Annotated in this window: 16 protein-coding genes and 1 tRNA gene; 11 read left to right on the forward strand and 6 right to left on the reverse strand. The window is 35.9% G+C overall.

The annotated features are described in order from the left end of the window. Positions 1 to 98: 98 nt before the first annotated feature. Positions 99 to 737, forward strand: a complete 639-nt coding sequence (locus ACJJVJ_RS14245; protein ID WP_405371094.1) for a hypothetical protein — start codon at positions 99 to 101, stop codon at positions 735 to 737. A 69-nt stretch (positions 738 to 806) separates the two neighbouring features. Here ACJJVJ_RS14245 and ACJJVJ_RS14250 read toward each other — a convergent pair whose 3' ends face one another. Further along, positions 807 to 1760, reverse strand: coding sequence for a transketolase family protein (locus tag ACJJVJ_RS14250; RefSeq protein ID WP_405371096.1), 954 nt, complete (start codon positions 1758 to 1760; stop codon positions 807 to 809). A gap of 33 nt (positions 1761 to 1793) precedes the next feature. Beyond that, complete coding sequence (locus ACJJVJ_RS14255; RefSeq protein WP_405371098.1) at positions 1794 to 2639, reverse strand: transketolase; 846 nt, start codon at positions 2637 to 2639, stop codon at positions 1794 to 1796. 247 nt (positions 2640 to 2886) lie between these two features. On the opposite strand from ACJJVJ_RS14255, the gene tgt reads away from it, so the two are divergent. The 8 genes from tgt to ACJJVJ_RS14295 all read left to right on the forward strand — a co-directional run bounded on the left by tgt (position 2887) and on the right by ACJJVJ_RS14295 (position 11602). Then, positions 2887 to 4017, forward strand: coding sequence for a tRNA guanosine(34) transglycosylase Tgt (gene tgt / locus ACJJVJ_RS14260; protein ID WP_104516702.1), 1131 nt, complete (start codon positions 2887 to 2889; stop codon positions 4015 to 4017). Then, complete coding sequence (locus ACJJVJ_RS14265; RefSeq protein ID WP_104516701.1) at positions 4017 to 5087, forward strand: LptF/LptG family permease; 1071 nt, start codon at positions 4017 to 4019, stop codon at positions 5085 to 5087. The genes tgt and ACJJVJ_RS14265 overlap by 1 nt, the downstream gene beginning before the upstream one ends. After that, positions 5074 to 5973, forward strand: a complete 900-nt coding sequence (locus ACJJVJ_RS14270) for a DMT family transporter (RefSeq protein ID WP_405371101.1) — start codon at positions 5074 to 5076, stop codon at positions 5971 to 5973. The genes ACJJVJ_RS14265 and ACJJVJ_RS14270 overlap by 14 nt, the downstream gene beginning before the upstream one ends. Positions 5974 to 6288: 315 nt before the next feature. Further along, positions 6289 to 7242 (forward strand): acetyl-CoA carboxylase carboxyltransferase subunit alpha, encoded by a 954-nt coding sequence (locus ACJJVJ_RS14275; RefSeq protein WP_104516699.1) that lies wholly within the window; start codon positions 6289 to 6291, stop codon positions 7240 to 7242. A 286-nt stretch (positions 7243 to 7528) separates the two neighbouring features. Beyond that, complete coding sequence (dnaB, locus tag ACJJVJ_RS14280) at positions 7529 to 9070, forward strand: replicative DNA helicase (protein ID WP_104516698.1); 1542 nt, start codon at positions 7529 to 7531, stop codon at positions 9068 to 9070. Between the two features lie 133 nt (positions 9071 to 9203). Then, a complete protein-coding gene (locus ACJJVJ_RS14285) occupies positions 9204 to 10466 on the forward strand; it encodes an asparagine synthetase B (RefSeq protein ID WP_211289304.1) in 1263 nt (420 codons plus the stop codon). A 3-nt stretch (positions 10467 to 10469) separates the two neighbouring features. Then, on the forward strand, positions 10470 to 10925 hold the full coding sequence (locus ACJJVJ_RS14290) for a hypothetical protein (protein ID WP_405371103.1): 456 nt from the start codon (positions 10470 to 10472) through the stop codon (positions 10923 to 10925). Positions 10926 to 11044: 119 nt separating this feature from the next. Then, positions 11045 to 11602: an REP-associated tyrosine transposase gene (locus ACJJVJ_RS14295; RefSeq protein WP_405371105.1), complete on the forward strand. Its 558-nt coding sequence runs from the start codon at positions 11045 to 11047 to the stop codon at positions 11600 to 11602. A 961-nt stretch (positions 11603 to 12563) separates the two neighbouring features. Here the strand turns inward: ACJJVJ_RS14295 and mqo are convergent. The 4 genes from mqo to ACJJVJ_RS14315 all read right to left on the reverse strand — a co-directional run bounded on the left by mqo (position 12564) and on the right by ACJJVJ_RS14315 (position 15557). Beyond that, positions 12564 to 14048: a malate dehydrogenase (quinone) gene (gene mqo, locus ACJJVJ_RS14300; RefSeq protein ID WP_405371107.1), complete on the reverse strand. Its 1485-nt coding sequence runs from the start codon at positions 14046 to 14048 to the stop codon at positions 12564 to 12566. Between the two features lie 164 nt (positions 14049 to 14212). Continuing rightward, positions 14213 to 14297 (reverse strand) — tRNA-Ser (locus tag ACJJVJ_RS14305). 212 nt (positions 14298 to 14509) lie between these two features. Further along, positions 14510 to 15169: a vancomycin high temperature exclusion protein gene (locus tag ACJJVJ_RS14310; protein ID WP_104516694.1), complete on the reverse strand. Its 660-nt coding sequence runs from the start codon at positions 15167 to 15169 to the stop codon at positions 14510 to 14512. 1 nt (position 15170) lies between these two features. Continuing rightward, entirely contained in the window at positions 15171 to 15557 is a 387-nt protein-coding gene (locus tag ACJJVJ_RS14315) for an acyl-CoA thioesterase (RefSeq protein WP_104516693.1), read from the reverse strand. Between the two features lie 147 nt (positions 15558 to 15704). Between ACJJVJ_RS14315 and ACJJVJ_RS14320 the strand changes: the two genes are divergently transcribed. Next, positions 15705 to 16331: an NAD(P)H-dependent oxidoreductase gene (locus ACJJVJ_RS14320; protein WP_104516692.1), complete on the forward strand. Its 627-nt coding sequence runs from the start codon at positions 15705 to 15707 to the stop codon at positions 16329 to 16331. Positions 16332 to 16395: 64 nt separating this feature from the next. Further along, the gene (locus ACJJVJ_RS14325) at positions 16396 to 16890 is read left to right on the forward strand and encodes a thioredoxin family protein (RefSeq protein WP_104516691.1); all 495 of its coding nucleotides are present in this window, start codon (positions 16396 to 16398) and stop codon (positions 16888 to 16890) included. Positions 16891 to 16937 lie beyond the last annotated feature (47 nt).

Below are 16937 nucleotides of genomic sequence, written 5' to 3' on the forward strand. Positions count from 1 at the left end.
GCAGTTGTGATTTTCGCAAATGATATTTCTTTAGGTTTGATTTATTGCAAATTTAAATGTGATTATCGCTATAAGTTTGAATTATAAAATTACAACTTATGAAAGCATTTCTTATTACTACGATAGCTATACTAGCTGCATGTTCCTTATCTGCTCAAGATTATTATGACTATGATGAGGTTGATGCTCTCGAATCTTCTTTAGAAAACTCGTTTTTGAAAATAGGTGTAGGTTATTGGTTGCCCAATGGAGAGTTATCTCAATTTATTGATAATTCACCTCTGTTTGAATTGGCTTACGTTGTGCCAGATTTAAAAAGAAATAGATCTTTTGAATTAGGAATACAGCTGGCTGTACCACAGCAAAAAGAGTTTTTTCTAATAACAGATGGAATAGAACAATTTGAGATAGAAGCAACATCTATTATTAATGGATATATAAAGTTTAATAAGTATATCTATCAAAAATCTAATGATAAGCTAGGTTTTGGTATTGCTCTAGGGATAGCTTCTATATTTGTTGATCCGCTAGAAACTGCAGGAACGCAAGCGCTAGATTATGACAGTATCAATTCTGTATTGATAGCACCTGGTCTATCTTGGGACCATACCTTTAATGATAGTTCTATGGTGCAATTTTCTATGGACGTTCAATACACACCATTTAAGATGGAGAGAGCTGTTACTAGAGATTTAAATTCTTTTTCTATAGTTCCAAAAATAGCCTATCGTTTTTAAAATAGGCTAAATAAAAAAGAGTCTTTAATATGTTATTAAAGACTCTTTTGATTTATGAGTGTAAGTAAATTACTTTCTTTTAATTACCGCTTCAGCTTTAAGAGCGATATTTTCAGCATTTAAGCCATATTTTTCTAGTAATTGTGCTGGTGTTCCACTTTCACCGAAGGTATCGTTAGTCGCGACAAATTCTTGTGGAGTAGGATGGTTAAGAGATAAAGTTCTCGCAACACTTTCACCTAGACCGCCTAAGAAATTGTGTTCTTCAGCAGTCACTACGCAACCTGTTTTCTTAGCAGATTTGATTATAGCTTCTTCGTCCAGAGGTTTTATCGTGTGAATGTTAATTACCTCTGCGCTTATTCCTTTTTCATTAAGAGCTTTTGCAGCTTCTAGCGCTTCCCAAACTAAGTGTCCAGTAGCGATAATAGTTACATCAGTTCCTTCTTGTAGTAAGACAGCTTTTCCTATTTTAAACTCTCCGTTTTCTGGAGTAAAGTTTGCTACCTTAGGACGACCGAATCTTAAATAAACAGGTCCGTGGTGTTCAGCGATAGCTAGAGTTGCCGCTTTAGTTTGGTTATAATCACAAGTATTGATTACTGTCATGCCTGGTAGCATTTTCATCAATCCTATATCTTCAAGAATCTGGTGTGTTGCACCATCTTCACCTAGAGTTAATCCAGAGTGAGAAGCACATATTTTTACATTCTTGTCAGAGTAAGCAATACTTTGTCTGATCTGGTCATATACACGACCAGTAGAAAAGTTTGCAAACGTACCAGTAAAAGGTATTTTACCACCTATAGTCATACCAGCTGCCATTCCCATCATGTTAGCTTCGGCAATACCTACTTGGAAAAAACGCTCTGGATGATTATTTGCAAAAGCATTCATTTTAAGCGATCCAGTAAGGTCTGCACAAAGTGCTACTACATTTTCGTTTTTTTGTCCTAGTTCAGTAAGTCCATCTCCAAATCCGGATCTCGTGTCTTTACTTCCTGTGTTTTCGTAAATTTTCATATCTAAAATCTGCTGGGCAGATGCTCTTTTAAATTAATAGTCGCCTAAGGTTTCTGGATTCTGTCTTAATGCCTCAGCAAGTTGCTCGTCATTAGGAGCAATTCCATGCCATGCATGAGATCCCATCATAAAGTCTATTCCATTACCCATTTCAGTGTGTAATAAAATACATATAGGTTGCTTTTTACCTGTAAGAGTAAGAGCTTCTTTTATACCTGCAAGAACAGCGTCTACATCGTTACCTTTTGTAACCGTAACTACTTTCCAGCCGAAGGCTTCAAATTTACCTCTTAGATCACCTAGAGCTAGTACCTGGTCTGTGCTACCGTCTATTTGCTGTCCATTAACGTCTATAGTAGAAATAAGATTGTCTACATCGTTTGCCGCAGCATACATAGCAGCTTCCCAGATCTGACCTTCTTGTAATTCACCATCACCGTGTAAAGTAAAGACAGTTTTTGTGTCACCGTTTAATTTCTTTACAGCAGCTGCACCTATAGCAACACTCATTCCTTGACCTAAAGAGCCACTTGCTATACGTACACCAGGTAAGCCTTCATGTGTAGTTGGGTGACCTTGCAATCTTGTGTTTAATTTTCTAAAAGTACTTAACTCTTCTACAGGGAAATATCCTGAGCGAGCTAATACACTATAGAAAACTGGAGATATGTGACCGTTTGATAAGAAGAATAAATCTTCATTAACACCATCCATGTTAAAAGATGGGTCGTGATCCATAACCTCGTTGTATAGAGTTACTAGAAATTCTGTGCAACCTAGCGATCCACCTGGGTGTCCACTACTTACGGCGTGTACTTGTCTAACGATATCGCGACGTACTTGCGTTACTAAATCTTTTAAGTGCTGTGTATCAGCCATTTTGGAGTTTTTAAATGATCCTTCAAAAATAAGACTATTGACTTATAAGATGGTTTAATACTTTGGTCAGTTATTAACGATATGATAGGTTTTGTGAACAATAGAACGTAAATATGTAAAAAGTATGCTAGTTATAAGGTAGGGAATGGGCTGGATGTTGTTCTCGCTTTCGCGAAAGCGAAACATATCAAAAACTCTTAACGCTTAATTCTTAACTCATAACTAACAAATAGTATCTTTGCCATTCATGAAATTTGATTTATTACAAAACGATCCAAAGAGTCAGGCGAGAGCTGGAGTAATCCACACTGACCATGGGAAAATTGAGACGCCTATATTCATGCCGGTAGGTACGGTAGGTACGGTTAAAGGAGTTCACCAGCGAGAGCTAGAACAAGAGATTAATCCAGATATTATTTTGGGTAATACATATCACTTGTACTTGCGCCCAGGAACTGATATTCTAGAAAAAGCTGGTGGACTGCACAAGTTTATGAATTGGGATAGACCTATTCTAACTGATTCTGGTGGTTACCAGGTGTATTCTTTAAGTTCTAATAGAAAGATAAAAGAAGAAGGTGTAAAGTTTAAGTCTCACATCGATGGTTCTTACCATACGTTTACTCCTGAGCGTGCGATGGATATACAGCGCAGTATAGGTGGAGATATTATCATGGCTTTTGATGAGTGTACACCTTATCCTTGTGATTATAATTATGCACGTCGTAGTATGCATATGACTCATAGGTGGTTGAAGAGATGTATTACTCGTTTTGACGAGACGCCAGATCTTTATGGACACAAGCAAACGCTTTTCCCTATTGTACAAGGTAGTACTTATATAGATTTAAGAAAGCAAAGTGCCGAGGCTATCGCAGCAACAGAGCAATTTGGTAACGCCATAGGTGGACTCTCTGTAGGTGAACCTGCTGAAGAAATGTATGCCATGACTGAAGTGGTTACTGCTATTTTACCTAAAGAGAAGCCACGTTACCTTATGGGTGTAGGTACGCCTATTAATCTATTAGAAAACGTAGCATTAGGTGTAGATATGTTCGATTGTGTAATGCCTACTCGTAATGGTCGTAATGGTATGATCTTTACGGCTCACGGTACTATGAATATGAAGAATAAGAAGTGGGAAGAAGATTTTTCTCCATTAGATCCTGCAAATTATGCATGGGTAGATACGGCTTATACTAAGGCTTATGTGCGTCATCTATTTACGGTTAATGAAATGCTAGGTAGACAAATTTGTACCATACACAATCTTTCTTTCTATTTATGGTTAATGAGAGAGGCGCGCAAGCATATTCTTGCTGGAGATTTCTCTACGTGGAAGGATAAAATGGTAAAACAATTAGATAACAGACTCTAGTGTTAAGTATATTAGATAAATACATATTAAAAAGGTACTTAGGTGCATTCTTGCTGTTACTGGCATTGTTTTTACCTATTATGGTAACAGTGCATATTGCAGAAAAGGTGGGTAAAATCATAAGTAAGGATGTTCCTGCTGGTGAGGTTTTTGTGTACCTGTTAGATTTTACGGTGTATTTTTCTAATTTCTTATTTCCTTTATTCCTCTTTATTTCTACCATGTTTTTTACATCAAAACTGGCTATGAATACAGAGATAATTGCCTTTTTAAGTTCTGGTGTTTCGTTTAATAGATTTTTACGTCCTTATATAATAGGTGCGAGTATAGTCTGTGTGGGTGCGTTGATTTTTAGTGCTGTATTTGTGCCAGACTCTGCCGCAGGGTTTAATGAGTTTCAGTACAAATACTTTAAACGTGGAGGTGATAAAAAAACGACCAATGTTTTTAGGCAAATAAATGATAACGATTACATTTATGTAAGTAATTACCAGTCTTCTAGTCAGACAGGTTTTGATTTTACACTGGAACATTTTGAAGAAAATGAGTTGAAGTATAAAATCTATGCCAACCGTATAAAGTTTAAAGACAGTACCTACACTTTAAGTGGATATAAGAAAAGAATCATTCTTGAAAATGGAGAGAAAATAGAACGTGAGCAGAAAAAAGACACGCTCTTTGATTTTGACATTGCAGAACTCACACCATCAGAGTATATAGCGGAAACCTACCAGTATGCAAAGCTCAATGAATTTATAGAGTTAGAAGAAAAGCGCGGTAATGCAAATATGAATATTTACTATGTAGAGAAGTACAAGCGTACCTCGATACCGGTAAGTGCTTTTATTTTTACCATAATAGCGGTCGCAGTGTCATCTGTTAAAAAGCGTGGTGGTATGGGAATTAATCTTGCTATAGGTATAGTGATAGCGATGACTTATGTTTTTCTCGATAAGGTATTCGGTACCATTGCAGAGAAAAGTACCTTTGATCCATGGATAGCAGTATGGTTTCCTAATATATTCTTTGCCATAGTGGCACTTTTCCTGATAAGAAATGCGAGACGATAAATTACTCAATTACCTTCACTTACATCTTATAGTATTTATTTGGGGTTTTACCGCAGTATTAGGTGCGTTAATAAGTATCGACTCTATACCGCTAGTATGGTGGCGCATGAGTATTGCAGTAGCACTCATATTTATCTATATGAAATGGAAAAAAATTCCATTACAGTTAGTAGGTAAAGGAGCTTTACCGCGCAAACGTATTCTAGGTTTCTTATTAGCAGGCGTGGTAATAGCATTGCACTGGGTTACTTTCTTTGGTGCAATAAAAGAATCTAACGTTTCTGTAACACTGGCTATGCTGAGTATGGGAGCGTTTTTCACAGCGTTGCTAGAACCTATATTTACTTCTAAGAAATTTGTGTGGTACGAGCTTATTTTTGGAGCAGTGATAATAGGTGCACTATATTATATTTTCCAGATAGAGACGGAGTATGTAACAGGTATGATATTAGGATTAATAAGTGCTTTTTTGAGTGCTGTATTTTCTATTATGAATGTAAAATGGGCAAAGGATCATCCGCCATCATTGATATCATTTTATGAATTGTCTAGCGGTGTGGTATTGCTTTCTACCTTTTTTATATTCTTGCCAGTAGATTTTGTACTACCTACAGCACTTACTCAAATGGACTGGTTGTGGTTAGGTATTCTAGCTTCAGTTTGTACTGCTTATGCTTTTATAGCAAGTGTAAAAGTGATGAAGGTGTTGAGTGCTTATACCGTTATGTTAACCACAAATTTAGAACCGGTTTATGGGATTTTTCTAGCCTATCTTATTCTAGGAGATTCTGAAGAAATGACACCACAATTCTATATAGGTGCCTTAGTTATTCTAGCGGTAATCATAAGTAATGGAATATTGAAAACACGACTGGCTAAGAAATAGATGTTGTTTCCTATTTAATGACATAGGCAGGCAGTACTCTTTTATAGTAGGAGACTTTACGTGTTTAGTGAATATTGAGCTTAATTATTCATCTAGGGTCATTCCGTTTTAAGTAAAGAATTCATTGCTATTTTATATCGTTTTGAAAAGTTGTTGTTTTGAAGTTCAAATATCTTTAAATCAGTTTTTTAGTGTGTTTTTTTAAAGTGTAGAAGTTATGATTGTTTTAGAATTAGGTATAGTTTCAAAATCAATTAGACGTATACTTCAACTCATATCACTATATTTGTTGACCCAAAATATGAATTCCCTAATATGGAGTATTTAGAATTTGAATTACCGATTAAAGAGCTGGAAGAAAAGCTTCAGCAAACACTAGCGATAGGACAGGAAAGTGATGTAGATGTTAGTGCAACCATTAAACAAATAGAGAAAAAGCTTAAAGCAACTCGCAAAGATATATATGCTAACCTTACGGCATGGCAACGTGTACAAATGTCACGTCATCCTAGCCGTCCATACACCTTAGATTACATAAAAGCTATATGTGGTGATACCTGGTTAGAACTACACGGTGATCGCAATGTTAAAGATGACAAAGCGATGATAGGTGGTCTAGGTAAAATAGGCGAGCAAAGTTTCATGTTTATAGGTCAGCAAAAAGGTTTTAACACAAAGACACGTCAGTACCGCAACTTCGGTATGGCAAATCCAGAAGGTTACCGCAAGGCACTTAGATTAATGAAAAGTGCCGAAAAATTTGGTGTGCCTGTCGTAGCATTAGTGGACACTCCAGGAGCTTATCCAGGTCTAGAAGCTGAAGAGCGCGGTCAAGGTGAGGCTATTGCTAGAAATATTCTTGAAATGACACGCCTTAAAGTACCTATTATCGTTATGATTATAGGTGAAGGTGCAAGTGGTGGAGCACTAGGTATAGGTGTAGGTGATAAAGTAGTCATGTTAGAAAACACATGGTACTCTGTAATCTCACCAGAATCTTGTTCTTCTATTTTATGGAGAAGCTGGGAATACAAAGAAAAAGCTGCCGATGCTCTTAAACTGACATCAACTGATATGAAAAAGTTGAAGCTAGTAGATGAGATCTTACGCGAGCCACAAGGAGGAGCGCATAAAGATAGAGAGACTATATTTAAATCTGTTGCAGATTGTATTCTTAGACAGTACGACGACCTTAAAGATCTAGATTCAAAAGAACTAGTAGATAGTCGTATGGATAAATATGCAAACATGGGTGTTTATAAAGGATAATCCTTCCTTTTACAAAACCATATTATATCATAAAGCTACAAAGTTATATCTATAATTTTGTAGCTTTTTTAACCGCTTGTTTTTAATTTTAAAGTTAAAAGACTTATCAACTTAACAAGCGTATTATAAATCAATAATTATTTTTTGGTAGTAGTGAAGTTTACTAGCTTTCAAAAAACAATCGTGGTTATCAACATGTTATCAACGTGTTTTATGGTGCGATTGTTGACTACCTTATCATAACCCTATTCTAATAAACCTTATTTAAAACCTACTTTTGAGTTCTATGGAAAAAGTTCAAGCACGCGCTAATAATGTATCAGGAAACACCTCTGTTGTCACCCTAGAGAAAGGTAAAATACCGCCTCAGGCAGTTGATTTAGAGAAGGTTGTGATAGGAGCGTTGATGATTGATGGTAAAGGAGTAGATGAGGTTATCGACCTGCTTTCTCCAGATGTTTTTTATCAAAAAAGCCATCAATTTATCTTTGAAGCCATTGATCTACTCTTTAAAGAAGGAAAACCAGTCGACTTATTAACCGTTAGTGCTCAATTGCGTAAAATTGAAAAACTAGAGGCTGCTGGTGGTGACCACTATCTTGTACAGTTATCTCAATTAGTAAGTTCTACAGCGCACATTGAATTCCACGCAAGAATTATTCTTCAAAAATTCATACAACGTAGTCTTATTAAGATCTCTACAGAGATTATTAACGAGTCTTATGAAGAGTCTACAGACGTATTTGATTTACTTGATAAAGCAGAATCAAAACTATATGAGGTTACCCAAGGTAACATAAGAAAAAGTACAGAAACTGCCATGGACTTAGTACGTCAGGCAAAAGAACGTATTGAAGAAATTGCAAATCGTGATGGTCTATCTGGTATACCTACCGGTTTTACAGATCTAGATAGATTAACGAGTGGATGGCAGCCGTCCGATTTAATTATTATCGCTGCACGTCCAGGTATGGGTAAAACAGCTTTTACACTAAGTATGGCTCGTAATGTGGCTGTAGGTAGTAATATACCGGTGGCATTTTTCTCTCTAGAGATGAGTTCGGTACAGTTAATTACACGTTTAATATCTTCAGAAACTGGACTGAGTTCTGAAAAGCTTAGAACAGGAAAGTTAGAAGCGCATGAGTGGGAACAGTTAAACGTAAAAGTAAAAGATTTAGAACGTGCTCCTATTTTTATTGATGACACGCCATCGCTTTCTATCTTTGACCTGCGTGCAAAATGTAGAAGACTTGCCTCTCAATATGGTATCAAGTTAATCATGATTGATTACCTGCAGTTAATGACCGCGCAAACAGGTGCCAAAGGTGGTAACCGTGAACAAGAAATTTCAACTATCTCGCGTAACCTTAAAGCACTAGCTAAGGAGCTTTCTGTGCCAGTAATAGCACTATCGCAGCTATCTCGTGCGGTAGAATCTCGTGGTGGGTCTAAACGTCCACTACTATCTGACCTGCGTGAATCTGGTGCGATCGAGCAAGATGCAGATATTGTATCCTTTATCTATAGACCAGAATATTATGGCCTAGAAGAATGGGATGACGACGACCGCAGCCCGACTAAGGATCAAGGTGAATTTATAGTAGCAAAACACCGTAACGGTGCGACGGACTCTATACGTTTAAAGTTCTTAGGTCAGTTCGGTAAGTTTGATAACCTCGATCAGTTTTTTGGAGCTCCAGAAGAATTTGGTTCTAAAATGAATGCCGCAAACGACGACACATTTAAACCAGACGCATTTGACTCTCCTAAGGCTGCAAGTCCAGGAGATGCATTTGACATCCCTAACGACGACATGCCTTTCTAGTTCTAAGACTTGATTTAATTATTGCTTTACATCTCGTTTTCAATTCTTATATTAGTGGACTGCTTTTATAATTTAGGAATTAGTGGGTTATAATTCCGCTTTCGCGAAAGCGAGATCAACATAATTATCAAGAATGTTTAAAAGATATTTTTTACTGTTATTACTATGTGCAAGTGGGCTATTTGCACAGGCACAATATTTATTTATCCCAATGGATGCAGACACACAGTCGGACCATTTAAAGGCCTATGGGATTTCTTATTGGGTACTTTCTAAAGGGACCAAAGTAAAGTGGTTGCTCAACTATCGTGGTGGTTCTTTTCTAGTGCCTAACGTGCAAGAGATTAAAAACGAGCTGATAGTGAGAGGTGTGAGCTATGAAGAGATGTCTGAGGCAGAGGTAAGCTCTATCCTAGAACTAGTCGCTAGCCCATCACAAAATATGCAAGAAGTCTTGCTAGAAAAAGCACCTAAAATAGCTGTTTATACGCCTAGCGGTAAATTGCCATGGGACGATGCGGTAACCATGGTTCTTACCTATGCAGAGATACCGTATACAAAGGTATATGATGAAGAAGTGCTGTCAGACGAGCTGTTGTTATACGACTGGTTGCACCTACATCATGAAGATTTTACTGGTCAGTATGGTAAGTTTTACCGCAATTATAGAGCAGCACCATGGTATATAGAAGAAAAGAAAAAGGCTGAAGAACTAGCGCAAAAATTAGGTTACAATAAAGTAAGTGAAGAAAAGCGAGATGTAGCTCTTAAAATTAGAGATTACGTAGTAGGTGGTGGTTTTATGTTTGCGATGTGTAGTGCAACAGACAGTTTTGACATAGCACTGGGTGCTGAAGGTGTCGATATTGCAGAGCCTATGTTTGATGGCGATGCAAGTGAGGCTGGTTATCAAAATAAGATAGACTATTCTAAGACGTTTGCCTTTACCGATTATAAACTAGAGCGTTCTCCTATGGTGTATGAATTTAGCTCTATAGATATGACTACAAAGCGTGATATTAAAAGAGAGTTGGATTACTTTTCTTTAATGGATTTTAGCGCAAAATGGGATCCTATTCCTACCATGTTAAACCAGAATCACACCAGTCTAGTTAAAGGTTTTATGGGACAGACCACTAGTTTTTACAGACCTGAAGTAAAGAAAAATGTGCTCGTACTAGGAGAAAATAGAGCCAACAAAGAAGCAAAATACATACATGGAATACGCGGTAAAGGATTCTTTACCTTTTACGGTGGTCACGATCCAGAAGATTACCAGCATAGAGTAGGAGATCCACCTACAGAATTGAGTTTGCACCCTAACAGTCCAGGATACCGCTTGATTTTAAACAACGTATTGTTCCCTGCCGCTAGAAAGAAGAAGCAAAAGACTTGATGTATGGAGTTGTTAAATGATATTATCGGTACCAACAATGTTATCACGAAAGTGGTCCGAGATGAAGAAAATAAATGCTCGTATTATTTTTATTCTTCTAAAAAGTATATTCAAAGTAACTTTAACGATAGATTCATTCTTATAGGTACAGGTCCTGTTCTTGTCAAAGATAATGGACAAATAATAGAGCTTTCTTCTTTTGATTTTTATAATGATCATGCTAACAAAGAAATCTTCTCTAAGATCGTTAAAGAACAAGAATCACATAGTTTTAATGAAGTGATCGCCAATATAAAATTAAGAAAGCATATTAATGGAGATGAATTCGAATTCTTCATGGATCATTTTAATCTAGAACATCATCGATTAAGCATGGAGTCAGACGATTTAATTTATGAAAAAGTTGTTTGTTCATCCCCTGCTGGCGCGAGTATACAAACCGCTAGTGCCAGTTTTTAACTGGTACCGAGTATGAGTGAAATACTAAGAATAACAAAGTCTGTGCAACACGTACAGACTTTGTTGTTTTAAAAAATTAACTCTTAATAAATTATTTTAACTTTCCGTATATTTAGTTGATGAGTAGAAAGTATAAATTCCATAATAAAAGTGGTGCTTACTTTGTAAGTTTTGCAACAGTTAACTGGGTAGATGTCTTTACGAGACATGTTTATTTTAATGAGTTAGCCAGTAGTATAGAATATTGTAGAAAGCATAAATCAATGGAATTATATGCTTACTGTTTCATGCCTAGTCATGTGCATTTAATATTTAGATCATCTATTGATCAACCATCAGAATTACTGAGAGATTTTAAAAAATATACTGCAAAGAAAGTGTTGCAAGCAATTAAAGAAAATCCTCAAGAAAGCAGAAAAGAATGGTTATTATGGATGTTTGAAAGAGCAGGTAAGAAAAGTGCTAATACCTCTCAATATCAATTCTGGCAACACCACAATCAACCTATTGAATTATGGAGCCCTAGCGTAATCAAGCAAAAAGTAAATTATATTCATAATAACCCTGTAGAAACAGGTTTTGTGATAGATCCTGTAGACTGGAAATACTCTAGTGCTAGGAATTTTCAAGATGATCACACTGTTTTACAAATTGATGATATAGGTTTTATGGAATAAGAATTAACTGCTTATCAGTTAAATTGTGTATAATTTAAGTTATCATTTACTTCTTAGTGTACTTAACTATGTATAAAGAAAAAGCCCTTACATCACTATAAAGACTTCTTTATATTCTTTTAAATTATTCTTACTTACTCAAACTCGGTACTAATTACAAATTAGCACTAGCGGCCGTGTATACTGGCGCCAGCAGGGGAGCGCGACGTGGAAAAGACTTCTTTATATATTCTTTTAAACTCTCTTATTTACTCACACTCGGTACCAGTTACAAACTGGCACTAGCGGTCGTTTATACTGGTGCCAGCAGGAGGTTCTGCGATTTGCCCACTCACGCCATCAGGGGTGAATCATTATTTTTTTTCTATACTTTATCATAAATAAAGAGTCGTTTTTCTTAGTAATTGTTTGTTTAATCTCATATTCCAAATTAGATTTCTGATAAGATGTTATAAAGGTAGTATCACTAATAATAAATGACACGTTAAATAGTTCATGATCACCTTCTATTTTCGAAAAGTCAAATCTTATGTCTTTACTATCAGTTGGAATATTCTTAAATGTGAGTTTTTCAGATAAATAATCGTATTCCGAATAACTTAAATATTCTCCAGATAATTTATTATCAGATACCTCTAGTTTTGAACACAGTTCTTCAGAGACTTCATTTTGATTTATAGAAATTGTCCAAATTCCATTAATAATGAGAGTAGAAGCTATAGAAAGAATCACAATTTTTAACAACTTTAGTTTATCAAATTTTATAATTAAAATCAAAACTATTACAACCAAAATATTGAAAATTAAAATCCCTAAATACCCACGTCGCGAGCGTTTGTAACGCGTTCTTATGAACTGGGCATTTATAATGCTTATAGCTTTAAAAGAGCATGAGTAAAAGAGTAAAGGAAAGCTAGTTACAGCTTTCCTTTTTTATTATTAAATCAAGATAGGTAAGAATCTATACTAATGGTTTGTCTAGTTCTAGTAGTTGCTGTGCTTTTACTAGTTCTTGATGGAACAATTCTTCAGTAACATCTGTTTTATAAAACGGAATCATTTGTTGTAGTTTTTCTAAGCATTTTGGGTCTTCTGCTATTTCTGGGAAAGCTTTTTCTAGAACATCTAGCATTATTTTTACCGATGTAGATGCTCCTGGAGAGGCACCTAGTAAGCAAGTGATGCTGCCGTCCTTACTTGATATTACTTCTGTACCAAATTGTAGCTGTCCGCCTTTATAATCGTCTTTCTTAATTATTTGAACGCGCTGTCCGGCAACTTTATATTCCCAGTCCTCATTTTTTGCATTTTTATAGAATTTTCTCAAATCATCCATACGGTCATCAAAGGACATGGATACTTGATGGATCAGGTATTGGGTAAGAGGTAGGTTGTCCCAAAAGGTATCTAGCATAGGTTTGATATTACCTGTTTTAATAGATTTAAACAGATCTAGATAAGAACCTTTCTTTAAAAACTTAGGACTAAAACCAGCAAATGGACCGAATAGCAACTCGCGTTTTCCATTCACATACCTAGTGTCTAGATGCGGTGTACTCATAGGTGGATCGTTAGGTCCTGCCTTAGAATATACTTTACCTAGGTGCTGTTTAATAATTTCTTTATTCTTACAGACTAGCCATGCACCACTTACTGGAAAACCACCATAACCTTCTTTCTCATCTATTTCTACTTTTTGAAGTAGCAATAAACTACCGCCACCAGCGCCTATAAATACATGATGAGCACATAAATGTCTCTCGTTACCAGTAATGGTATTCTTTGTAATGACATCCCATTCTATATTATCATCAGGATCTACATCTTGTACCTCTTCATTGCAACTAACAGTAACGCCATATTCGTTTTCTAAAATGTCAAATAAATGTCTAGTCAGCGCTCCAAAATTCATCTCTGCACCACGATCTATACGTGATCCAGCCATAATATCGCTACCATCTCTATCTTCCATAATTAACGGAAACCACTCTTTCATCTTTTCAATGGAGGTACTATATTCTATGGTGTTAAACATAAAGTGTTCCTTCATTTTTTCATATCGGTGCTCTAGATATTCTACGTTATCCTTACCGTGAACCCAGCTGTTATGTGGTACAGGATTGATAAAAGATTGAGGGTCTTTGATAAGATTTTGATCTACTAGAAAACTCCAGAATTGCTTAGACATCTCAAATTGTGTACAAATATCCACCGCTTTTTTAATGTCTACCGTTCCGTTTTTTTCGGGACAGTAATTAAGCTCACATAGTGCACTATGTCCTGTACCGGCATTATTCCATGCAGCGCTACTTTCTAGGGCTACGTCATCTAGACGTTCTAGAATTAATATGTTATGATCTGGTTTTAATATTTTGGTAATTAAAGCTAGTGTAGCAGTCATTATTCCTGCGCCTACACATATAAGGTCGTAATCTTTATTTTTCATTCCTGTAGAAATTGTTGTTCTAAAGATAGATAATAAGTAGGTGGTTTTACCTTAATGAGTAGATGGATGTTTGTCTCGCTTTTGCAAAAGCGGAATGTCTAATTAAATTGTAAATAGATAGAAAATAAAAAACCCTGATAATCAAAAGATTATCAGGGTTGCAGCGGAGAAGGAGGGATTCGAACCCCCGGAGGTGTGACCCTCGCTGGTTTTCAAGACCAGTGCATTCGACCACTCTGCCACTTCTCCAGTCTATTAAAACAAAAAAAGCTTTTTGTTTTAGCGGTTGCAAATATATAATTAAACTTTTAAAAATCGGCTATTTTTGAAATAAAATAAAGGTTTTAATTTTAATTTATTATTAATGGGTTGATAGTTAAAAGGTTGTAACCAGGTGATTTGTTTAAATAAATACGATAGATTCTTCACTCACCTAATTATAAGGGGAAAAAACGTGAAATTTAATTTTTATCGTGTGATAAGCTGCTTTCTCCTGTAATAGGGATCACCTTGCCTGTGTACGTAGGTGATTTATCTATATTAAGTTCCATCCATGCTTTTATGTTAGCAAGCCATTCTCTTCTTGCAAAATGACTGTTGCCAGGGTATTCACGATTATCTGCAACATAACCTTGTACGTCTAGGCCCATTTTCTTTGCGATGTAAACAGCACGTGGTAAATGAAATTCTTGTGTGAATATGATAGCGTTGTCGACTTTAAAAACATCGCGTGCTCTAAACATGGTGTCGTAGGTGTCAAAACCTGCATGATCTAAGAAGATATCCTCGTCTGGTACGCCTTTATCATTTAGATAATTTTTCATGGCATTTACTTCGTCATAGTTTTTCTCACCATGATCACCACTGAGTAGAAATTTCTTAAACTTTTTATTTTCATAGGCTAGTAGTGCCGCATCTACACGATCTTGTAAAATAGGAGAAAGTGTCTTGTCTGGTTTTACACTAGCCCCTAGAACGATACCGGTATAAGCCGTTTTTAACTCGCTAACATGAGTTGTGATAACGTCTCTAGAGGTACGTTTTACATGTAATTGTAAAATAAGTATACCAGCGAGACCTATTATAATACCGAATACTAGTATGTTTAAGAGTCTGCGCATATTATAGAATAGAGGTAGGGTTTTTATTATCGTCTATTGCGACAAAGGTAAAAGTACCTGTTACTACCTTTTCTCTAGAGTAGCTGTACATGTCTTCCATATAAATGCTGGTTTCTACGACACAACTCGTGTTACCTACTTTAGAAATTTTCCCTACCAGCTCAATAATGCTACCTTGAGGAATAGGTTTTTTAAAATCTATTTTATCAGTACTAATAGTCACTACCTTTTTTCTAGAAAATCTCGTAGCGCATATAAAAGAAACTTCGTCCATGAGATGCAACGCGGTACCACCAAAAAGGGTATCGTAATGATTTGTTGTATTAGGAAAAACGGCTTTAAAAATACTTGTTTCTGATTCTTTAATACGTGTATCGATGTCTTGCATTGAAATAAGTTATTGGAAAGCTAATAAAAGATCTTTTCCGTAGGTTATTTTTACGTTTAAATAAGGAAGATGTTTGGTGTAGATTCCGCTTTCGCGAAAGCGAAACTAACATCCATCTCTCGATCACAAATATAACGCATCATACATATGGATAGTATAGAAAGTTTACAATGGAGGTATGCAACAAAGAAATTTGATGCTGATAAAAAGTTATCGTCTGCACAGTTAGATGTGCTAGCGCAGGCATTTAACTTAACAGCAACTTCTTATGGTTTGCAACCTTGTAAGTTAGTTATCGTTACAGACCAAAAGGTAAAAGACCAAATGGTGGCACATTCTTATGGCCAGTTGCAGGTTAAGGGCGCTAGCGCGGTACTTGTGATATGCATTACAGAGGTAGATGAACCGTTTATCGATTCTTATTTTAAGCTGGTTAAAAAAGTACGCAACACTCCAGACGAGGTTTTAAATCCGTTTAAGGAGTTTTTAATAGATAGTTTTTCAAATAAAAATACATTAGAAATTGAGCAATGGGCAAGGAGTCAGGCTTATCTTATTTTAGGTAATCTACTTACAGTTTGTGCCCATGAACAGATAGATTCCTGTCCTATGGAGGGTTTTGTGCCAGAGAAAATGGATGAGCTTTTGAATCTAAAAAGTAAAGGATTAAAAAGTGTGCTATTGCTTCCTGTGGGACATCGCTCTACTGACGATTTTATGGCTCAACTTAAAAAAGTGCGCAAGCCGCAACAAGAAATGATTTCATACGTTTAGAAAGTGGCAAGATAATTGTCTGTTATCTACTATTAATTTACCTTTGAATTGAAAATTTAAACAAATGAGACTACTTTTTATTCTTCCGTTTTTACTTTTTTCCATGGCCGTTAGTGCGCAAGACGAGGCTTCTAACGATGTTCAAGTTGCTAATAGTGAAGAAGTGACTTATGATTTACAATGGTTAACTAGTCTAGACGAAGCTAAGAAAGAGGCTAGAAAAACTAAAAAACCTATCTTGGTTTATTTTACAGGTAGTGACTGGTGTACACCATGTGTTAAACTAGAAAAATACTTTTTTCACACCGATAAGTTTGTAGAAGAATCTGCAAAATATCATATCGTGTATTTAGATAATCCTTATCGCGATGATATCATTTCCGAGAATGAGAAAAAGACCAATAAAAAACTCTCAGATAAATATAAAGTAAAGTATCCAACTATAATCGCTCTAGATTATAGAGGTTCAGAACGCAATCGAGTAGAACGTTTTAGTGGTAATGACCCTCGCTATCACTGGCGCTTTATGGATGAAAATAAATCTATTTTCAGATTATAAGTTGTCAATTATAATATGAGACTAAATAATAAAAAGAGTGACTTTTA

Origin of the sequence: Nonlabens sp. Asnod2-A12 (assembly GCF_045063745.1) — a bacterium.
GTDB classification, from domain to species: domain Bacteria; phylum Bacteroidota; class Bacteroidia; order Flavobacteriales; family Flavobacteriaceae; genus Nonlabens; species Nonlabens xylanidelens.

What these genes read in the sequence shown, in the direction of transcription:
- ACJJVJ_RS14245 (WP_405371094.1), top strand. Translation starts at nt 99, where the DNA reads ATGAAAGCATTTCTTATTACTACGATAGCTATACTAGCTGCATGTTCC.
- ACJJVJ_RS14250 (WP_405371096.1), bottom strand. Translation starts at nt 1,760, where the DNA reads ATGAAAATTTACGAAAACACAGGAAGTAAAGACACGAGATCCGGATTT.
- ACJJVJ_RS14255 (WP_405371098.1), bottom strand. Translation starts at nt 2,639, where the DNA reads ATGGCTGATACACAGCACTTAAAAGATTTAGTAACGCAAGTACGTCGC.
- tgt (WP_104516702.1), top strand. Translation starts at nt 2,887, where the DNA reads ATGAAATTTGATTTATTACAAAACGATCCAAAGAGTCAGGCGAGAGCT.
- ACJJVJ_RS14270 (WP_405371101.1), top strand. Translation starts at nt 5,074, where the DNA reads ATGCGAGACGATAAATTACTCAATTACCTTCACTTACATCTTATAGTA.
- ACJJVJ_RS14275 (WP_104516699.1), top strand. Translation starts at nt 6,289, where the DNA reads ATGGAGTATTTAGAATTTGAATTACCGATTAAAGAGCTGGAAGAAAAG.
- dnaB (WP_104516698.1), top strand. Translation starts at nt 7,529, where the DNA reads ATGGAAAAAGTTCAAGCACGCGCTAATAATGTATCAGGAAACACCTCT.
- ACJJVJ_RS14285 (WP_211289304.1), top strand. Translation starts at nt 9,204, where the DNA reads ATGTTTAAAAGATATTTTTTACTGTTATTACTATGTGCAAGTGGGCTA.
- ACJJVJ_RS14290 (WP_405371103.1), top strand. Translation starts at nt 10,470, where the DNA reads ATGGAGTTGTTAAATGATATTATCGGTACCAACAATGTTATCACGAAA.
- ACJJVJ_RS14295 (WP_405371105.1), top strand. Translation starts at nt 11,045, where the DNA reads ATGAGTAGAAAGTATAAATTCCATAATAAAAGTGGTGCTTACTTTGTA.
- mqo (WP_405371107.1), bottom strand. Translation starts at nt 14,048, where the DNA reads ATGAAAAATAAAGATTACGACCTTATATGTGTAGGCGCAGGAATAATG.
- ACJJVJ_RS14310 (WP_104516694.1), bottom strand. Translation starts at nt 15,169, where the DNA reads ATGCGCAGACTCTTAAACATACTAGTATTCGGTATTATAATAGGTCTC.
- ACJJVJ_RS14315 (WP_104516693.1), bottom strand. Translation starts at nt 15,557, where the DNA reads ATGCAAGACATCGATACACGTATTAAAGAATCAGAAACAAGTATTTTT.
- ACJJVJ_RS14320 (WP_104516692.1), top strand. Translation starts at nt 15,705, where the DNA reads ATGGATAGTATAGAAAGTTTACAATGGAGGTATGCAACAAAGAAATTT.
- ACJJVJ_RS14325 (WP_104516691.1), top strand. Translation starts at nt 16,396, where the DNA reads ATGAGACTACTTTTTATTCTTCCGTTTTTACTTTTTTCCATGGCCGTT.